This window comes from Pseudomonas sp. NPDC096925, from assembly GCF_044762545.1.
Taxonomy (GTDB): domain Bacteria; phylum Pseudomonadota; class Gammaproteobacteria; order Pseudomonadales; family Pseudomonadaceae; genus Aquipseudomonas.
Window position 1 is genome coordinate 356,589 of sequence record NZ_JBIWEM010000002.1, and the last position, 14,753, is coordinate 371,341.

The following is a 14,753-nucleotide window of genomic DNA, read 5'->3' on the forward strand; positions in this document are numbered from 1 at the left end:
TGGTGATCCCCGAACTGGGCCAGCTGGCGATGATCCTGGCGATCTGCTTTGCCGCCGTGCAGGCCAGCGTGCCGCTGCTCGGTGCCTGGCGTGGCGACAGCCTGTGGATGAGCCTGGCGCGGCCGGCGGCATGGGGGCAGTTCGCCTTCCTGGCTTTTGCCTTCGCCTGCCTCACCCATGCCTTCATGACCGACAACTTCTCGGTCGCCTATGTGGCCAGCAACTCCAACAGCGCCTTGCCCTGGTACTACAAGTTCAGCGCCGTGTGGGGCGCCCACGAAGGTTCGCTGCTGCTGTGGGCGCTGATCCTCGGCGGCTGGACCTTCGCCGTGTCGGTGTTCTCGCGGCAGTTGCCGCAGGTGATGCTGGCCCGCGTGCTGGCGGTAATGGGCATGATCAGCGTGGGCTTCCTGAGCTTCCTGATCATCACCTCCAACCCGTTCCAGCGCTTGCTGCCGCAGGTGCCGACCGATGGCCGTGACCTCAACCCGCTGCTGCAGGACTTTGGCCTGATCGTCCACCCGCCGATGCTGTACATGGGCTACGTCGGTTTCTCGGTGGCCTTCGCCTTTGCCATCGCCGCCTTGCTCGGCGGCCGCCTGGACGCCGCCTGGGCGCGCTGGTCGCGGCCCTGGACCATCGTTGCCTGGGCCTTCCTCGGCGTCGGCATTACCTTGGGCTCGTGGTGGGCCTACTATGAACTGGGCTGGGGTGGCTGGTGGTTCTGGGACCCGGTGGAAAACGCCTCGTTCATGCCTTGGCTGGTGGGCACGGCGCTGATCCACTCGCTTGCGGTGACCGAGAAGCGCGGGGTGTTCAAGAGCTGGACCGTGCTGCTGGCAATTGCCGCGTTCTCGCTGAGCCTGCTGGGTACCTTCCTGGTGCGTTCCGGTGTGCTGACCTCGGTGCACGCGTTTGCCGCCGACCCGTCGCGGGGCATTTTCATCCTGATCTTCCTGCTGTTCGTGGTCGGTGGTTCGCTCACCCTGTTCGCCCTGCGCGCACCGGTGGTCAAGAGCCAGGTCGGCTTTGCCCTGTGGTCGCGCGAGACACTGCTGCTGGCCAATAACCTGGTGCTGGTAGTGGCGGCCTCGATGATTCTGCTCGGCACCCTGTACCCACTGGTGCTCGATGCGCTGACCGGGGCCAAGCTGTCGGTCGGCCCACCGTATTTCGATGCCTTGTTCCTGCCGCTGATGGCGCTGCTGATGGTGGTGCTGGGCGTGGGCGTGGTGGTGCGCTGGAAAGACACCCCCGGCAAATGGCTGGCCAGCATGATGACCCCGGTCCTGCTCGGCAGCGCTATCCTCGCGCCGGTGGCAGGCTTTATCGTCGACGACTTCGACTGGCCGACCCTGACCGCCTTCGCCCTGGCTGCCTGGGTGGTGCTGGGCGGGCTGCGCGACATACTCGACAAGACCCGCCACAAAGGCCTGCTCAAGGGCCTGCCCGGCCTGGGCCGCAGCTACTGGGGCATGCAGCTGGCGCACCTGGGCCTGGCGGTGTGCGCGCTGGGCGTGGTGCTGTCGAGCAACAACAGTGCCGAACGCGACCTGCGCATGGCGCCGGGCGAGAGCGTGGAGCTGGGCGGCTACCACTTCCTGTTCCAGGGGGCGAGGCACTTCGAAGGGCCGAACTTCATTTCCGACAAGGGCACTGTGGTGGTCAGCCGCGATGGCCGTGAAGTGACCACCCTGCACCCGGAAAAACGCCTGTATACCGTGCAGCAGTCGATGATGACCGAAGCCGGTATCGATGCCGGCTTTACCCGTGACCTGTATGTCGCCCTCGGCGAACCGCTGGAGAACGGCGCCTGGGCGGTGCGCGTACATATCAAGCCTTACGTCCGCTGGATCTGGCTGGGTGGTCTGCTGACCGGCCTGGGCGGGTTGCTGGCGGCCCTCGACCGGCGCTATCGCGTCAAGGTCAAGACCCGGGTGCGTGATGCCCTGGGCGTGTCTGGAGCAGCTGCATGAAGCGTTGGATCATGGTAGTCCCCCTGGCGGTATTCCTGCTGGTGGCGGTGTTCCTCTACAAGGGGCTTTTCCTCAAGCCCGACGAGCTGCCCTCGGCAATGATCGGCAAGCCTTTCCCGGCGTTTTCCCTGGCCTCGACCCAGGGCGACCGTACCCTGACCGAGGCCGACTTGCAGGGCCGCCCGGCACTGGTCAACGTGTGGGCCACCTGGTGCCCGTCGTGCAAGGTCGAGCACCCGTACCTGAACCAGCTGGCCCAGCAAGGCGTGGTGATCCACGGCGTCAACTACAAGGACGACAATGCGGCAGCCCTGAAGTGGCTGGCAGAGTTCCACAACCCCTACCAGCTGGACATTCGTGACGAGCAGGGCAGCCTGGGCCTGGACCTGGGCGTTTATGGCGCGCCGGAAACCTTCCTGATCGATGCCAAGGGCATCATCCGCTACAAGCACGTGGGCGTGGTCGATGCCACGGTCTGGCGTGAGCAGCTGGCGCCGCTGTACCAGGGCCTGGTCGACGAGGCCAAGCCATGAAGCGGGGGTTGGCAGCTGCCATGCTGGGGCTCTTCATCGGGTTGAGCCTGGCTGGCGTGGCCAAGGCGGCCATCGACACCTACCAGTTCCGCGACGATGCCGAGCGTGAGCGCTACCAGCAACTGACCAAGGAACTGCGTTGCCCCAAGTGCCAGAACCAGGATATCGCCGACTCCAATGCGCCAATTGCCGCCGACCTGCGCCGGGAAATCTTCCGCATGCTCGGCGAGGGCAAGAGCAACCAGCAGATCGTCGACTTCATGGTTGACCGCTATGGCGACTTCGTGCGCTACAAGCCGGCGCTCAGCGGGCGCACCTGGCTGCTGTGGTTCGGCCCGGGGATTTTGCTGGCCGGAGGTTTCGTGGTGCTGGCGCTGATCGTGCGCCGGCGCCGCAGTGCGGCCGTGCAGGGCGCCAATGAGTTGTCCGCCGAAGAACGCGAGCGTCTCGCCAAACTGCTGGAAAAAGAACAGACCCATGATTGAATTCTGGCTTAGCGCGGGCCTGCTGCTGCTCGCTGCCCTCAGCTTCCTGCTGATCCCGATCCTGCGTGGCCGTAGCCGCCAGCTGGAAGAAGACCGCACCGCCCTGAACGTGGCCCTGTACCAGGAACGCGTCGCCGAACTGGCTGCCCAGCAGGCCGCTGGCGTGCTCGACGAGGCGCAGATGGCCAAGGGCCGTGACGAGGCCGCCCGTGAGCTGCTGGCCGATACCGAAGGTGCCGAGCCCCCGCGCCAGGGCCACCTGGGCAAGGCCCTGCCGTTGCTGGCGGCGCTGCTGGTACCGCTGCTGGCATTGGGGCTGTACCTGCATTTTGGCGCAGCCGACAAGGTGCAACTGACCCAGGAGTTTGCCGAGGCGCCCAAGTCGATGGAAGAAATGACTGCCCGCCTTGAACGGGTAGTGCAGGCCCAGCCGGATTCGGCCGAGGCCATGTATTTCCTGGGCCGCGCCTATATGGCCGAGCAACGCCCCGCCGATGCTGCGCGTACCTTCGAGCGCGCCGTAGCCCTGGCCGGTCGCCAGCCCGAATTGCTCGGGCAGTGGGCACAGGCGCTGTACTTCGCCGCTGACAAGCAGTGGAGCCCGCAGTTGCAGGCGCTGACTGACGAGGCGCTGAAAGCCGACTCCAACGAAGTGACCAGCCTCGGCCTGCGTGGTATCGCCGCCTTCGAGGGTGAGCGTTACCAGGAGGCCATCGATTACTGGAAGCGCCTGCTGGCGCAGTTGCCGGAAGGCGATGCGTCGCGTGCGGCGTTGCAGGGCGGCATCGACCGTGCTGCCGAGCGCCTGGGTGGATCGCCAGGGCAGGCTACGGCGCCGGTGGCGGCTCGCTTGAAGGTGCGCGTGGAACTGGCGGCGGCGCTGAAGGACAAGGTCAAGCCGGACGACACGGTGTTCATTTTCGCCCGCGCCAGCAATGGCCCGCCCATGCCGCTGGCGGCCAAACGGGTGACCGTGGCGCAGTTGCCGATCGAGGTGGAATTGTCCGATGCTGACGCCATGATGCCGCAGATGAAACTGTCGGACTTTGCCGAAGTCCAACTCGTTGCACGTGTATCACGCGCTGGCCAGCCAACCCATGGCGAGTGGATTGGCCAGGGCACACCACTGCCCAGCGCCACCCAGGCCATTCAGCACCTGACCATCGACAGCCCCGATCCGTAAGAGAGCAATACCATGCACAGCATCGTCCGCCTGACCCTGATCACCCTGGCCCTGGGTTTGTCTGCGTGTACGGTGCATGAGCCGTACGAGCAGCCCGCACCACCGATCGAACGCCTGCCGCCGCAGCCGGGGCCAGCGGTCAAGCCCTTGCCGGACCGGCAGCCGGCCCCGAGCAAGCCTGCGGCTACGCCCAAGCCGATGCCACGCACCTCGGCCAGCTTCGCGCCGCCACCGGGCGGGGCGAGCCATTGGGACCCGAAGCTGGGCGTGTATGTGCTGGAGAAGAAGCCCAATACCTTCTACCGCCAGCGGACCTACTACCGCTTCGACAACGGCTGGAGCTGGTCGCTGAGCCCGGATGGTCCGTGGCAGGAAACTGACAGTAGCGGTGTACCCGGTGGCCTGGGGCGTGCGTTCGCCCAATAACTGCAACGGTGCTTTTGCTTTTGCTTTTGCTTTTGCTTTTGCTTTGCTTCTAAGCGCGCGACAGTTCAGGCGCCGCCGATTGCGACTTCAGGAGGCCGAGCGAAGGGCTTGCGGAGGGAGGTGACGGGCATGGATGCCCGTCAAGCGCTGAGGCCCCATGGATGGGGCCTGCAGCGCGTACTCCCGGGAGCAAGCCCGTAGCGAGGGGACCCCGTAGCGTAGCGGAGGGGCCGGATGATAGGAGCCAGCGTTTTTTGGTTACTTTTTGTCGCGTTTGACAAAAAGTGACCCGCCGTAAGGGCGGAAAGGTGACTTGGCGCCACCCGCTTGAATGAATGTCTACTCGATGTGAATGCCCACATCCAAAAAGCCAAAAAGCCAAAAAGCCAAAAAGCTTAAGCGACGGTTTTGATATAGCGAACAGTCCATTTACGATGGCGACGCTTACTCACCTTTTCGCCCTTACGGCGAGTCACTTTTTGCCAAACGCGGCAAAAAGTAACCAAAAAACGCTGCGCTCCCATCATCCGGCCCCTACGCTGCGCTCCGGGGTCCCCTCGCGCCGGTCTTGCTCCCGGGAGTACGCGCTGCAGGCCCCATCCATGGGGCCTCAGCGCTTGACGGGCATCCATGCCCGTCACCTCCCTCCGCAATACCTCTGCTCGGCCTCCTGAAGTCGCGAAGATCAAGATCAAGATCAAGATCAAGATCAACGGCAAGATCAAGATCAAGATCAAGATCAAGATCAAGATCAAGAGCAAGAGCAAGAGCAAGAGCAAGAGCAAGAGCAAGAGCAAGAGCAAGAGCAAGAGCAAGAGCAAGAGCAAGAGCAAGAGCAAGAGCATGCGCGGAGCTAAGCAGAACAGTGCAGTTTCACCTCGTTATTTCGGTTGACTGTACTGGCCAGTGACTCCGCATAATGCCACTTCAAGAAAAGGAGGTGGCATGCACAAGACTGTCCTGGTGCTGGTGGAAACCGTCGACGACTACCTGCCCCTGCTGGAGCAGGCCGGCTACCGCTTGATCCGTGCCCCCTCGCCGCAACTTCGGGCCGAGGCCATCCAGCGCCATGCCCATGAAATCGAGGCCGTGCTCACCCGCGGCCCGCTGGGCCTGACTGGCGGCGAAATCGACGCTCTGCCCAAACTGCAGATCATCTGCGTGATCGGTGCCGGCTACGAGCAGGTCGACCTGGCCGCCGCCGCTGCGCGCGGCATCACCGTCACCAATGGCGCCGGGGCCAATGCCGAGGCGGTCGCCGACCACGCCCTTGCCCTGCTGCTGGCGCTGTTGCGCGACATTCCCCGCGCCGATGCCAGTACCCGCCGGGGCGAATGGAACCGGGTGATCAGCCCCTCGGTGAGTGGCAAGCGCCTGGGCATTCTCGGCCTTGGTGCGGTGGGGCTGGCGATCGCCAGGCGCGCCCATCTGGGCTTCGCCATGCCCGTCAGCTACCACAGCCGCACGCCGCGCCAGGATGTGCCCTACACCTGGTACGACAGCCCGCTGCACCTGGCCGATGCCGTTGACATCCTGGTGGTGGCCACCCCCGGCGGTGCCAACACTCGCCACCTGGTCGATACCCAAGTGCTCGAGGCACTGGGGGCCGAGGGCTACCTGGTGAATATCGCTCGTGCCAGCGTGGTCGACACCCAGGCCCTGGTGACCGCGCTGCAGCACGGCCGGCTGGCGGGTGCGGCACTGGATGTGTTCGATGACGAGCCGGCTGTGCCCGATGCCCTCAAGGCGCTCGGCAACACCGTCCTCACGCCCCATGTGGCCGGCCAGTCGCCGGAGGCGGCGCGCGACACGGTGGCCCTGGTGCTGCGCAACCTGCAGGCGTTCTTTGCCGGTGAAGCCGTGTTGACCCCGGTACGCCAATAACCCTTTTTCATACATTTGCCTGGCCGTGATCGGGCAACAAGGAGTGTGTGCATGCAACTCGATATCTTCCAGGTCGATGCGTTTTCCACCGAACCGTTCGGGGGCAACCCGGCGGCAGTGATCCCGCTGCAAAGCTGGCTGCCGGACGATGTGCTGCAGCGCATCGCCGAAGAGAACAACCTGTCGGAAACCGCCTACTTCGTGCGCAACGGCGAAACCTTCGACTTGCGCTGGTTCACCCCGACCGTGGAAGTCGACCTGTGCGGCCATGCCACCCTGGCCTCGGCCTATGTGCTGTTCGAACAACTGGGCGAGCAGGCGCAGGTGCTGCGCTTCAACACCCGCAGTGGCGAGCTGCGTGTCAGCCGCAATGCCGATGGGCTGCTGGCCATGGACTTCCCGGCCAAGCAGCCGGTCGCCGTGGACATCCCGCCGGGCCTGTTGCAGGCGCTGGGCCTTGGCCAGGCACAGGCGCTGTACCGCAGTGACGACTATTTGGTAGTGATCGATGACGCCCTGTTGCTCGACAGCCTGAAGCCGGACTTCGTTGCGCTGTCGGCCTTCGACGTGCGCGGTATCGCCGTGACGGCGGCAGGCGGTGGCTTTGATTTCGTCACCCGCTGGTTCGGCCCGCGGGTTGGCGTGAACGAAGACCCGGTGACCGGCTCGGCGCACACCTCGCTGGCGCCGGTATGGGCCGAGCGCCTGGGTAAAAACGCGCTGCGCTGCGAGCAGGGTGGGGCGCGCAAAGGTCAGTTGCAGTGCGAAGTGCCGGGTAATGGCCGGGTGATCATCAGCGGGCGGGCGGCGTTGTACCTGCGCGGTACGGTGTACATCTGATCCCCGGGTAACTGTCTTGTGCTGCCTGTGCCGGCCTCATCGCCGGCACAGGCATCTATACTTGCTGGCCCATCCACCGCTCAAGGAGCCAGCCATGGCCCTGGAAAAACACGGCACCTGCCTGTGCGGCGCCACCCGGCTCAAGGTCACCGTCGACAATACCCATATCAGCGCCTGCCACTGCAGCATGTGCCGCAAATGGACCGGCGGCCCGTTGCTGGTGGTGCACTGCAGCCAGCCACCGGTGATCGAAGGGCGCGCCCCCAGCGTGTACGAGTCCTCCGAGTGGGCTCAGCGCGGCTTCTGCGGCCAATGCGGTACGCACCTGTACTACCGGCTCAAGGCCAATGACTTCCATGCCGTGCCGGTCGGCCTGCTCGACGGCGACCAGGAGTGGGATTTCGACCTGCAGATTTTCGTCGAAGAGAAACCCGCCTGGTACTGCTTTGCCAACCAGACCAAGGAACTGACCGGCCAGGAAGCCTTCGAGCAGCTCGGCTGATCAAGACCAGACTTGCCAAACCGTTGCGTACCTGAGAAAACGGCGGCTTTGTTTCCAGCGTTGGAGTATGCCCCGTGAGCCAAGAACTGCAGATCATCGACCTTGTGGAGGGGGATGGCAAAGCCGCCGTCAAAGGCGCCCTGATCACCACCCAATACACCGGCTGGCTGGCCGACGGCAGCGAGTTCGACTCGTCGTGGTCACGTGGCAAGCCGTTCCAGTGCGTGATCGGCACTGGCCGGGTGATCAAGGGCTGGGACCAGGGCTTGATGGGCATGCGCGTGGGCGGCAAGCGCAAGCTGCTGGTACCTGCGCATCTGGGCTATGGCGAACGCAGCGTCGGGGCGATTCCGCCGAATTCGGATTTGACCTTCGAGATCGAATTGCTGGAAGTGCTGACGCGGGACGATTGACTGGCCTATTGCAACCCGATGTTCTTGCGCCCTACACAATTCAGCAACACCCATCCTCTAGCGTAAGCCTGGCCCAGGGAACGGCATCCACCTCCAGGGAGGAACCAAACGGGTTCAGGGCACTCTCACCCTCACTCGTTGCCAAGGACGGCATTCACTACAAGGATGCCCCGCCGTGCTGTTGGCGGGGTGATGTGGCGGGTCAACCCGATTTTTCTGCCACACGAGCCTGCCTTGATGAAGTTGCCAACATTCTTCCGCCGTCGTCGCCACTGGTTGCTGAGCCTGGTGCTGACAGCCCTCGCCGTACCGCTGGCGCTGGAGGCTGTCGAAAGCCGTGCGCAGCCGGTGGATGGCACCCAGACCCTGGTATTCCTGCGCCACGCCGAGAAACCCGGCGAAGGGTTGGGCCAGTTGAACTGCCAGGGCCTCAACCGTGCGCTGGACCTGGCTAGCGTGCTTCCCGAGCGTTTTGGCAAGGCCGATTACGTGTTCGCTGCCAACCCCTCGCGGCATGTGGAGGAAGGCAGCAAGGACGAGAGCTACAGCTATATCCGCCCGCTGATGACCATCAGCCCCAGTGCCATTCGCCTGGGCTTGCCGGTAAACATCGACTACGGCGCCAACGACACTGACGAACTGGCCGAAGAGCTGCTGCGCGACAAGTACCGTAACGCGACCGTGTACACCGCCTGGTCGCACGGCTATCTCCCCGACCTGATCAATGCCGTGGCTGGCAAGGCCCTGGGTGAAGAGCGGGTGATCACCGAGGACTGGAGCGGCGACGACTTCGATACCCTCTACGTGCTGACCCTGACCTGGCACGACGGCAAGGCCAGCCTGCTCAGCCGCAACGTGCGCCAGGGCCTGAATGATGGTGCACATAGCTGCCCGACCTGATCCGCTGGTACTGCTCTGCCAGGAAGCCTGAATAATGATGCCGGCCTCTTCGCGGGTAAACCCGCTCCCACAGGTACTGCACAAGCCCCGAGAGCAATGCGGTCCCTGTGGGAGCGGGTTTACCCGCGAAGAGGCCAGGTCAGGCGAAAGATGCCTAACGCCCGAACCGCATCGGCCAACCCACCACTTTCTTCGCCCGTGGCGTGGCATAGGTACGTACCTTGGAGGTACTCAAGCCCATGCGCACCAGCGATTCGGCAATGGTCACCGCTGCGCTCACACCATCCACCACCGGCACGCCGGTGCGCTGGCGGATCTGCTCGTCCAGCCCGGCCATGCCGCCGCAACCCAGGCAGATCACCTCGGCCTTGTCCTCACGCACGGCGCGTTCTGCCTGCTCGACAATCGCCTCCACGGCGCGCTGCGGGTCGGCTTCCAGCTCCAGCACCGCCAGCCCGCTGGCCCGTACCGATGCGCAGCGCTCATACAGGCCGGAGAGCTTCAGGCGGTCTTCGATCAGCGGCACGGTGCGGTCCAGGGTGGTTACCACCGAGTAGGCATGGCCCAGGTACATCGCCGTGCTGGCGGCAGCATCGGTAATGTCCACCACTGGCACGTTCAGCAGTTCCTGCAGGCCTTCGCGGCCGTGTTCGCCATAACCCGCCTGGATCACGGCGTCATAGGGGCCCTCATAGGCCAGCACACGGTCCATCACCGCAATGGCGGCCAGGTAACTTTCGAAGTTGCCTTCCACCGACTCGGCACCGAACCACGGGGTGAGGCCGATGATCTCGGTACCGGGTGCGGCCACCGCACGGGCCTGTTCGGCAATGGCTTCGGTGATGGCTTCGGTGGTGTTGACGTTGGCGATCAGAATACGCATGGGCGGTCCTCCCTGACTAATGGCTGCTGTGGTCAACGGCGATGCACTCGCCGCTGACGTCGTGGTATTGGCGTTTGCGTGGTGCGATCAGCAGGTACAGGGCGGCGGCGATGCCGGCACCGATCAGCCAGGAGAATGGCGCCACGCTGTGGAAGTTGGGCACCAGGGCCAGGACGATGGCCAGCAGCGCGGCCGGCACGAAGGCGGCCACCGCGCGCAGGTTGATGCCCTTGGTGTAGTGGTAGGCGCCGGCCGGGTCTTCGCTGTACAGCTGCGGCACGTTGATGCAGCCTTTGCGCAGCAACCAGTAGTCGGACATGATCACCCCGTACAGCGGGCCGAGCAGGGCACCCAGGCCGGACAGGAAGTACACGATCACCAGCGGGCTGTTGTACAGGTTCCACGGCAGGATCAGCACCGCCAGGGTGGCGCTGATCAGCCCGGCGCGGCGGAAGTTCAGGTGGCGTGGTGCCAGGTTGCTGAGCACGAAGGCCGGGGCGACGAAGTTGGCCATGATGTTCACCGCCACGGTGACGATCAGGAAGGCCAGGCAGCCCAGGACCAGGAACGCTGTGCTGGGGATGGCGGCGACGATCTGGGTCGGGCTGTCGATGATCTGGCCGTTGATCCGGAACTGCGCGCCGCACAGCACCACGGTGATCATGGCGAACACCAGGATGTTCACCGGCAGGCCCCAGAAGTTGCCGACGCGGATGGTCTTGCGGCATGGCGAGGAGCGGGCGAAGTCACAGAAGTTCAGCACCAGGGTGCCGTAGATCGCCAGCCACAGTGCGCCGCCGGCAAAGATGTTGCGCCACATCTCGGAGCCGGTCAGCGGTTCGGCCACCGACCAGGCGATGCGGGCGTCGGCCTTGAAGTACATGAACACCGCCAGGGCGGCGACGGTCAGCAAAATCACCGGGCCGGCGAAGGCCTCGTAGCGGCGCACCATCTCCATGCCGTAGGCCAGGATCACCAGTTGCACCAGCCAGATCGACACGAAGCACACCCAGCCCAGGCTCGACAGGCCGAGGATGCTGTCATGGTCGTAGGCTGCCATTTGCGGCCATACGGCGGTGAGCAGCACGCGCAGCACCACCGAAGCCAGGTAAGTCTGGATGCCGAACCAGGCGATGGCGATGACCGCGCGGATCAGCGCCGGGATCTGCGCGCCGTGGATACCGAAGGCGATGCGGCTGATGACCGGGAACGGCACGCCGGTCTTCTGGCCCATGTAGCCGGAGAGGTTCATGAAGAAGTACACCAGCGCCGCGCCGATGGCCAGCGACAGCAGGATCTGCCAGCCACCCAGGCCGAGGGCGAACAAGCCCATGGCGAACGAGTAGTTGGCGATGTTGTGCACATCGTTGGTCCACAGCGCGAAGATGCTGTAGCGGCCCCAGCGACGGCCTTCGACGCGTGTCGGGGCGAGGTCGCGGTTGTGCAGGCGCGGGCTCAGGGCAAGTTCCGGCTGGTGGCCGGCAAGAGGGGAAGCGGGGTGGGTGCTGGCGACGGATAGTTCAGGGGCAAGATCGAGGCTGGTACTCATTCCGGCGGGCTCCTGATGCACGTGACTGCGATGAGCGGGCATGCGCACGGGCTCGCCATCTCGTCGGTGCAGCGTTGGCATCTCAGGGTTTGGGGCGCGGCGGCCGATGTTGGGTCGGCGTCGCGGGTTTTTGTGTACTTATGTTTTGATTGGTTTGTATACAAAACACGAACACACAAAAGCGAGTTCCATGCCAAGGGAAAAGCAACTTTCAGCTGGTCATGATTTCTAATCTATCTATTTCAAGTATAAGTTAATGAAATAAATGGAATATAAGTTGACCAAGTGAACAGATTTAAATTCTTGTCGGGCTTATTAGTTGATCGATTGGTCAAAATTAGTTGTGGGAAGTGTGTAACGTATTGGGGCGCTATTTTGAAAAGTGCACACAAAAATGGCACCTATGGTGACATTCTTGTGTACAAAAATTAGTCAGCTTTTCCCTGTGCCGGCCGCTTCGCGGGCGCGCCCGCACCCACAGGGACCGCACAGCATCCTGGACTGTGGAGATCCTGTGGGAGCGGGCGTGCCCGCGAAGAGGCCGGCACAGGTGAAACTCAGTCCATCGGCGGCAACCGCCGCTTCACCGGGGTCTTCTTGATGATGGCGGTATTGGTCTCGGCCACCGTATAGAGGCGGTCGAGCAGGGTGTCCAGTTGCTCCATCGAGCGTACATGCAGGCGGGCAATGAAGCAGTCTTCGCCAATAACCTTGTCGCACTCGGTGAATTCGGGAATGGCGATGATCTGCCGCTCCACCTCTTGCAACTGCCCCGGTAGCGGGCGGATGCGCACGATGGCCTGCAACTGGTAGCCAAAGGCGCGCGGGTCGATCTCTACGGTGTAACCGCGCAACACGCCGCGCTCCTCCAGGCGGCGCAGGCGTTCGCTGACGCTGGGCGCCGACAGCCCGCTGATTTGCGCCAGGGCCTTGAGCGAGCGGCGCGAGTCTTCCATCAGCGCGTTGATCAGCAGTTGGTCGATGGCATCGGTCATGGTCACCTCGATAAGGTTATTCGCGTGATTTACCTTGATAGTAAAGGCAAGCACCCAGATCTTCCTTCGTTATCCGCTGGAAGGCCGGCCGGCAACCTTTGCATACTGTGTCCATCGTCAACAGGAGGTGTGAGATGGACAGTTCATTGCGTCGTGGCTCGCTGGAAATGGTTGCCGCCATGCTGATTTCCGGGACCATCGGCTGGTTCGTGCTGGTGTCCGGCCAGCCGGTGCTCGAGGTGGTGTTCTGGCGCTGCGTGTTCGGTGCCGTGACCTTGCTGGCGATTTGCGCGGGGTTCGGCTTCCTGCGGCCAGGCGTGATCAGCCGCACCGCATTCCTGCTGGCGATTGCCAGCGGTGTGGCCATCGTCGGCAACTGGGTGCTGCTGTTCGCCTCCTACTCGCGGGCGTCGATTGCCATCGGCACGGCGGTGTACAACGTGCAGCCGTTCATGCTGGTGGGGCTGGCGGCCGTGTTCCTCGGCGAGAAGATCACCCTGCCCAAGGTTACCTGGCTGAGCGTGGCGTTCCTCGGCATGCTGGCGATCGTGAGTGCCCATGGTGCGGGGCAGGGTGGCGGCGAGGATTATTTGCTGGGCATTGCGCTGGCGCTGGGGGCGGCCTTCCTGTATGCCATTGCGGCATTGATCATCAAGCGCCTGAGTGGCACGCCGCCGCACCTGATCGCGCTGATCCAGGTGGCCACGGGTGTGCTGTTGCTGGCGCCGTGGGTGAAGCTGGGCGGGTTGCCGGGTGAAGTGCCGGCGCTGGCCAGCCTGGTGACCTTGGGCATGGTGCACACCGGCTTGATGTATGTGCTGCTGTACAGCGCCATCCAGCGCCTGCCCACGGCGTTGACCGGGGCGCTGTCGTTCATTTACCCGATTGCGGCGATTCTGGTGGACTGGGTGGCGTTCGGGCACCGGCTGGCGCCGCTGCAGTGGCTGGGGGTGGCGTTGATCCTGTTGGCGGCAGCGGGGATGCAGCAGGGGTGGTGGTTCCGGCCAGCGCGGGTTGTGGCCGAGGAATGAGGTGGTCTTGCCGGCCTTTTCGCGGGTAAACCCGCTCCCACAGGTGCTGCACATGCTTCGGGCCTGTGGTGATCCTGTGGGAGCGGGTTTACCCGCGAAAGGGCTCGCAAGGTAGAATGCCGCTTTTGCCTGCCTGCGACCCATGATGACTTCGCCGATCCAGATTCTGGAGCAACACCTGCTCGCCGCCCTCGACCCTGCCCCTCAGGAAACCCGCCGCCTGTTCCACGGCCGTGGTCGCTGCTGGGCGGGCCTGGAGCAGGTCACTGTCGACTGGTTGCAAGGGGTGCTGTCGGTCGCCCTGTTCCGCGAGCCGCCTGAAGGCCAGCTGGCCGAACTGGAGGCCATGCTGCGCACGCTCGCCGAGCGCCCGCAGTGGGCTGGCCAGGCCATCCTTGTCCAGCATCGCTACCTGCCCGACAGCCCGGGCCAGTGGCTGCTGGGCGAGCCGTGCCAGCAGCGCGAGGTGGTCGAGGACGGCCTGACCTACCTGCTGGACCTGGGCGTGCGGCAGAACAATGGCCTGTTCCTCGACATGCGCTATGGCCGGCGCTGGGTGCGCGAGCAGGCGGCAGGCAAGCGCGTGCTGAACCTGTTCGCCTACACCTGCGGTTTCTCGGTGGCGGCGATTGCCGGTGGCGCCGAGCAGGTGGTGAACCTGGACATGGCCAAGTCGGCGTTGTCCCGGGGCCGCGACAACCACCGCCTGAATGGCCACGATGCGTCGCGGGTGGCGTACCTGGGGCACGAGCTGTTCAAGTCGTGGGGCAAGGTGCGCAAGTACGGGCCTTACGACCTGATCATCATCGACCCGCCGACCTTCCAGCGCGGTAGTTTTGTGCTGACCCAGGATTACGCGAAGATCCTGCGGCGCTTGCCGGAGCTGTTGAGCGAGGGTGGGACGGTGCTGGCGTGCGTGAACGACCCGGGCATCGGGCCGGAGTTCCTGATCGAGGGAATGGCGGAGCAGGCGCCTTCGCTGGCATTCGTCGAGCGGCTGGAGAACCCGCCGGAATTTCCTGACGTGGACCCGGCGGGGGGCTTGAAGGCCCTGGTATTCCGCCAGGTTTGATGTTGCCCTTGCCGGCCTCTTCGCGGGCACGCCCGCTCCCACCGGTACCGTGCAAAACCTGAGGGCTGTGGGGTACCTGTG

Annotated in this window: 16 protein-coding genes; 13 read left to right on the forward strand and 3 right to left on the reverse strand. The window is 64.2% G+C overall.

Features of this window, described 5'->3' with window-relative positions; all coding sequences use genetic code 11:
• Positions 1-2 precede the first annotated feature (2 nt).
• From ACIQYU_RS07640 to ACIQYU_RS07690, 11 genes are all read left to right on the forward strand, one after another.
• Positions 3-1,976, forward strand: coding sequence for a heme lyase CcmF/NrfE family subunit (locus ACIQYU_RS07640; protein WP_015271186.1), 1,974 nt, complete (start codon positions 3-5; stop codon positions 1,974-1,976).
• Positions 1,973-2,509 (forward strand): DsbE family thiol:disulfide interchange protein, encoded by a 537-nt coding sequence (locus ACIQYU_RS07645; RefSeq protein ID WP_063912812.1) that lies wholly within the window; start codon positions 1,973-1,975, stop codon positions 2,507-2,509. Before ACIQYU_RS07640 ends, ACIQYU_RS07645 begins: the two co-directional genes overlap by 4 nt.
• Positions 2,506-2,994 (forward strand): cytochrome c-type biogenesis protein, encoded by a 489-nt coding sequence (locus ACIQYU_RS07650; RefSeq protein WP_207829904.1) that lies wholly within the window; start codon positions 2,506-2,508, stop codon positions 2,992-2,994. Before ACIQYU_RS07645 ends, ACIQYU_RS07650 begins: the two co-directional genes overlap by 4 nt.
• Positions 2,987-4,177: a c-type cytochrome biogenesis protein CcmI gene (gene ccmI / locus ACIQYU_RS07655; protein WP_233687584.1), complete on the forward strand. Its 1,191-nt coding sequence runs from the start codon at positions 2,987-2,989 to the stop codon at positions 4,175-4,177. Before ACIQYU_RS07650 ends, ccmI begins: the two co-directional genes overlap by 8 nt.
• Before the next feature lie 12 nt (positions 4,178-4,189).
• Positions 4,190-4,603 carry a hypothetical protein gene (locus tag ACIQYU_RS07660; protein WP_207829939.1) on the forward strand — a complete coding sequence of 138 codons (414 nt, stop codon included), beginning with the start codon at positions 4,190-4,192 and terminating at the stop codon, positions 4,601-4,603.
• A gap of 630 nt (positions 4,604-5,233) precedes the next feature.
• Positions 5,234-5,497 (forward strand): hypothetical protein, encoded by a 264-nt coding sequence (locus ACIQYU_RS07665; protein ID WP_402798810.1) that lies wholly within the window; start codon positions 5,234-5,236, stop codon positions 5,495-5,497.
• A 51-nt stretch (positions 5,498-5,548) separates the two neighbouring features.
• The gene (locus ACIQYU_RS07670) at positions 5,549-6,487 is read left to right on the forward strand and encodes a 2-hydroxyacid dehydrogenase (RefSeq protein ID WP_207829942.1); all 939 of its coding nucleotides are present in this window, start codon (positions 5,549-5,551) and stop codon (positions 6,485-6,487) included.
• Between the two features lie 51 nt (positions 6,488-6,538).
• Positions 6,539-7,327 carry a PhzF family phenazine biosynthesis protein gene (locus tag ACIQYU_RS07675; RefSeq protein WP_207829944.1) on the forward strand — a complete coding sequence of 263 codons (789 nt, stop codon included), beginning with the start codon at positions 6,539-6,541 and terminating at the stop codon, positions 7,325-7,327.
• Between the two features lie 94 nt (positions 7,328-7,421).
• A complete protein-coding gene (locus tag ACIQYU_RS07680) occupies positions 7,422-7,829 on the forward strand; it encodes a GFA family protein (RefSeq protein WP_207829946.1) in 408 nt (135 codons plus the stop codon).
• Positions 7,830-7,903: 74 nt separating this feature from the next.
• Positions 7,904-8,242, forward strand: coding sequence for an FKBP-type peptidyl-prolyl cis-trans isomerase (locus tag ACIQYU_RS07685; RefSeq protein ID WP_003254365.1), 339 nt, complete (start codon positions 7,904-7,906; stop codon positions 8,240-8,242).
• A 237-nt stretch (positions 8,243-8,479) separates the two neighbouring features.
• Positions 8,480-9,142: a histidine phosphatase family protein gene (locus ACIQYU_RS07690; RefSeq protein WP_233687588.1), complete on the forward strand. Its 663-nt coding sequence runs from the start codon at positions 8,480-8,482 to the stop codon at positions 9,140-9,142.
• A gap of 154 nt (positions 9,143-9,296) precedes the next feature.
• Here the strand turns inward: ACIQYU_RS07690 and ACIQYU_RS07695 are convergent, their stop codons facing one another.
• The 3 genes from ACIQYU_RS07695 to ACIQYU_RS07705 form a co-directional block, all read right to left on the reverse strand.
• Positions 9,297-10,025: an aspartate/glutamate racemase family protein gene (locus ACIQYU_RS07695; RefSeq protein WP_207829951.1), complete on the reverse strand. Its 729-nt coding sequence runs from the start codon at positions 10,023-10,025 to the stop codon at positions 9,297-9,299.
• Between the two features lie 16 nt (positions 10,026-10,041).
• A complete protein-coding gene (locus tag ACIQYU_RS07700) occupies positions 10,042-11,574 on the reverse strand; it encodes an NCS1 family nucleobase:cation symporter-1 (RefSeq protein WP_241105883.1) in 1,533 nt (510 codons plus the stop codon).
• Positions 11,575-12,131: 557 nt separating this feature from the next.
• Entirely contained in the window at positions 12,132-12,569 is a 438-nt protein-coding gene (locus ACIQYU_RS07705) for an Lrp/AsnC family transcriptional regulator (protein ID WP_063913077.1), read from the reverse strand.
• A 134-nt stretch (positions 12,570-12,703) separates the two neighbouring features.
• Here ACIQYU_RS07705 and ACIQYU_RS07710 point away from each other — a divergent pair, with 134 nt between their 5' ends.
• Positions 12,704-13,600, forward strand: coding sequence for a DMT family transporter (locus ACIQYU_RS07710; RefSeq protein WP_333956718.1), 897 nt, complete (start codon positions 12,704-12,706; stop codon positions 13,598-13,600).
• A 145-nt stretch (positions 13,601-13,745) separates the two neighbouring features.
• A complete protein-coding gene (locus ACIQYU_RS07715) occupies positions 13,746-14,672 on the forward strand; it encodes a class I SAM-dependent methyltransferase (RefSeq protein WP_233687589.1) in 927 nt (308 codons plus the stop codon).
• Positions 14,673-14,753: the final 81 nt, after the last annotated feature.

What these genes read in the sequence shown, in the direction of transcription:
- ACIQYU_RS07665 (WP_402798810.1), top strand. Translation starts at nt 5,234, where the DNA reads ATGCCCGTCACCTCCCTCCGCAATACCTCTGCTCGGCCTCCTGAAGTC.
- ACIQYU_RS07690 (WP_233687588.1), top strand. Translation starts at nt 8,480, where the DNA reads ATGAAGTTGCCAACATTCTTCCGCCGTCGTCGCCACTGGTTGCTGAGC.
- ACIQYU_RS07700 (WP_241105883.1), bottom strand. Translation starts at nt 11,574, where the DNA reads ATGAGTACCAGCCTCGATCTTGCCCCTGAACTATCCGTCGCCAGCACC.
- ACIQYU_RS07660 (WP_207829939.1), top strand. Translation starts at nt 4,190, where the DNA reads ATGCACAGCATCGTCCGCCTGACCCTGATCACCCTGGCCCTGGGTTTG.
- ccmI (WP_233687584.1), top strand. Translation starts at nt 2,987, where the DNA reads ATGATTGAATTCTGGCTTAGCGCGGGCCTGCTGCTGCTCGCTGCCCTC.
- ACIQYU_RS07670 (WP_207829942.1), top strand. Translation starts at nt 5,549, where the DNA reads ATGCACAAGACTGTCCTGGTGCTGGTGGAAACCGTCGACGACTACCTG.
- ACIQYU_RS07645 (WP_063912812.1), top strand. Translation starts at nt 1,973, where the DNA reads ATGAAGCGTTGGATCATGGTAGTCCCCCTGGCGGTATTCCTGCTGGTG.
- ACIQYU_RS07695 (WP_207829951.1), bottom strand. Translation starts at nt 10,025, where the DNA reads ATGCGTATTCTGATCGCCAACGTCAACACCACCGAAGCCATCACCGAA.
- ACIQYU_RS07705 (WP_063913077.1), bottom strand. Translation starts at nt 12,569, where the DNA reads ATGACCGATGCCATCGACCAACTGCTGATCAACGCGCTGATGGAAGAC.
- ACIQYU_RS07675 (WP_207829944.1), top strand. Translation starts at nt 6,539, where the DNA reads ATGCAACTCGATATCTTCCAGGTCGATGCGTTTTCCACCGAACCGTTC.
- ACIQYU_RS07680 (WP_207829946.1), top strand. Translation starts at nt 7,422, where the DNA reads ATGGCCCTGGAAAAACACGGCACCTGCCTGTGCGGCGCCACCCGGCTC.
- ACIQYU_RS07650 (WP_207829904.1), top strand. Translation starts at nt 2,506, where the DNA reads ATGAAGCGGGGGTTGGCAGCTGCCATGCTGGGGCTCTTCATCGGGTTG.
- ACIQYU_RS07710 (WP_333956718.1), top strand. Translation starts at nt 12,704, where the DNA reads ATGGACAGTTCATTGCGTCGTGGCTCGCTGGAAATGGTTGCCGCCATG.
- ACIQYU_RS07715 (WP_233687589.1), top strand. Translation starts at nt 13,746, where the DNA reads ATGACTTCGCCGATCCAGATTCTGGAGCAACACCTGCTCGCCGCCCTC.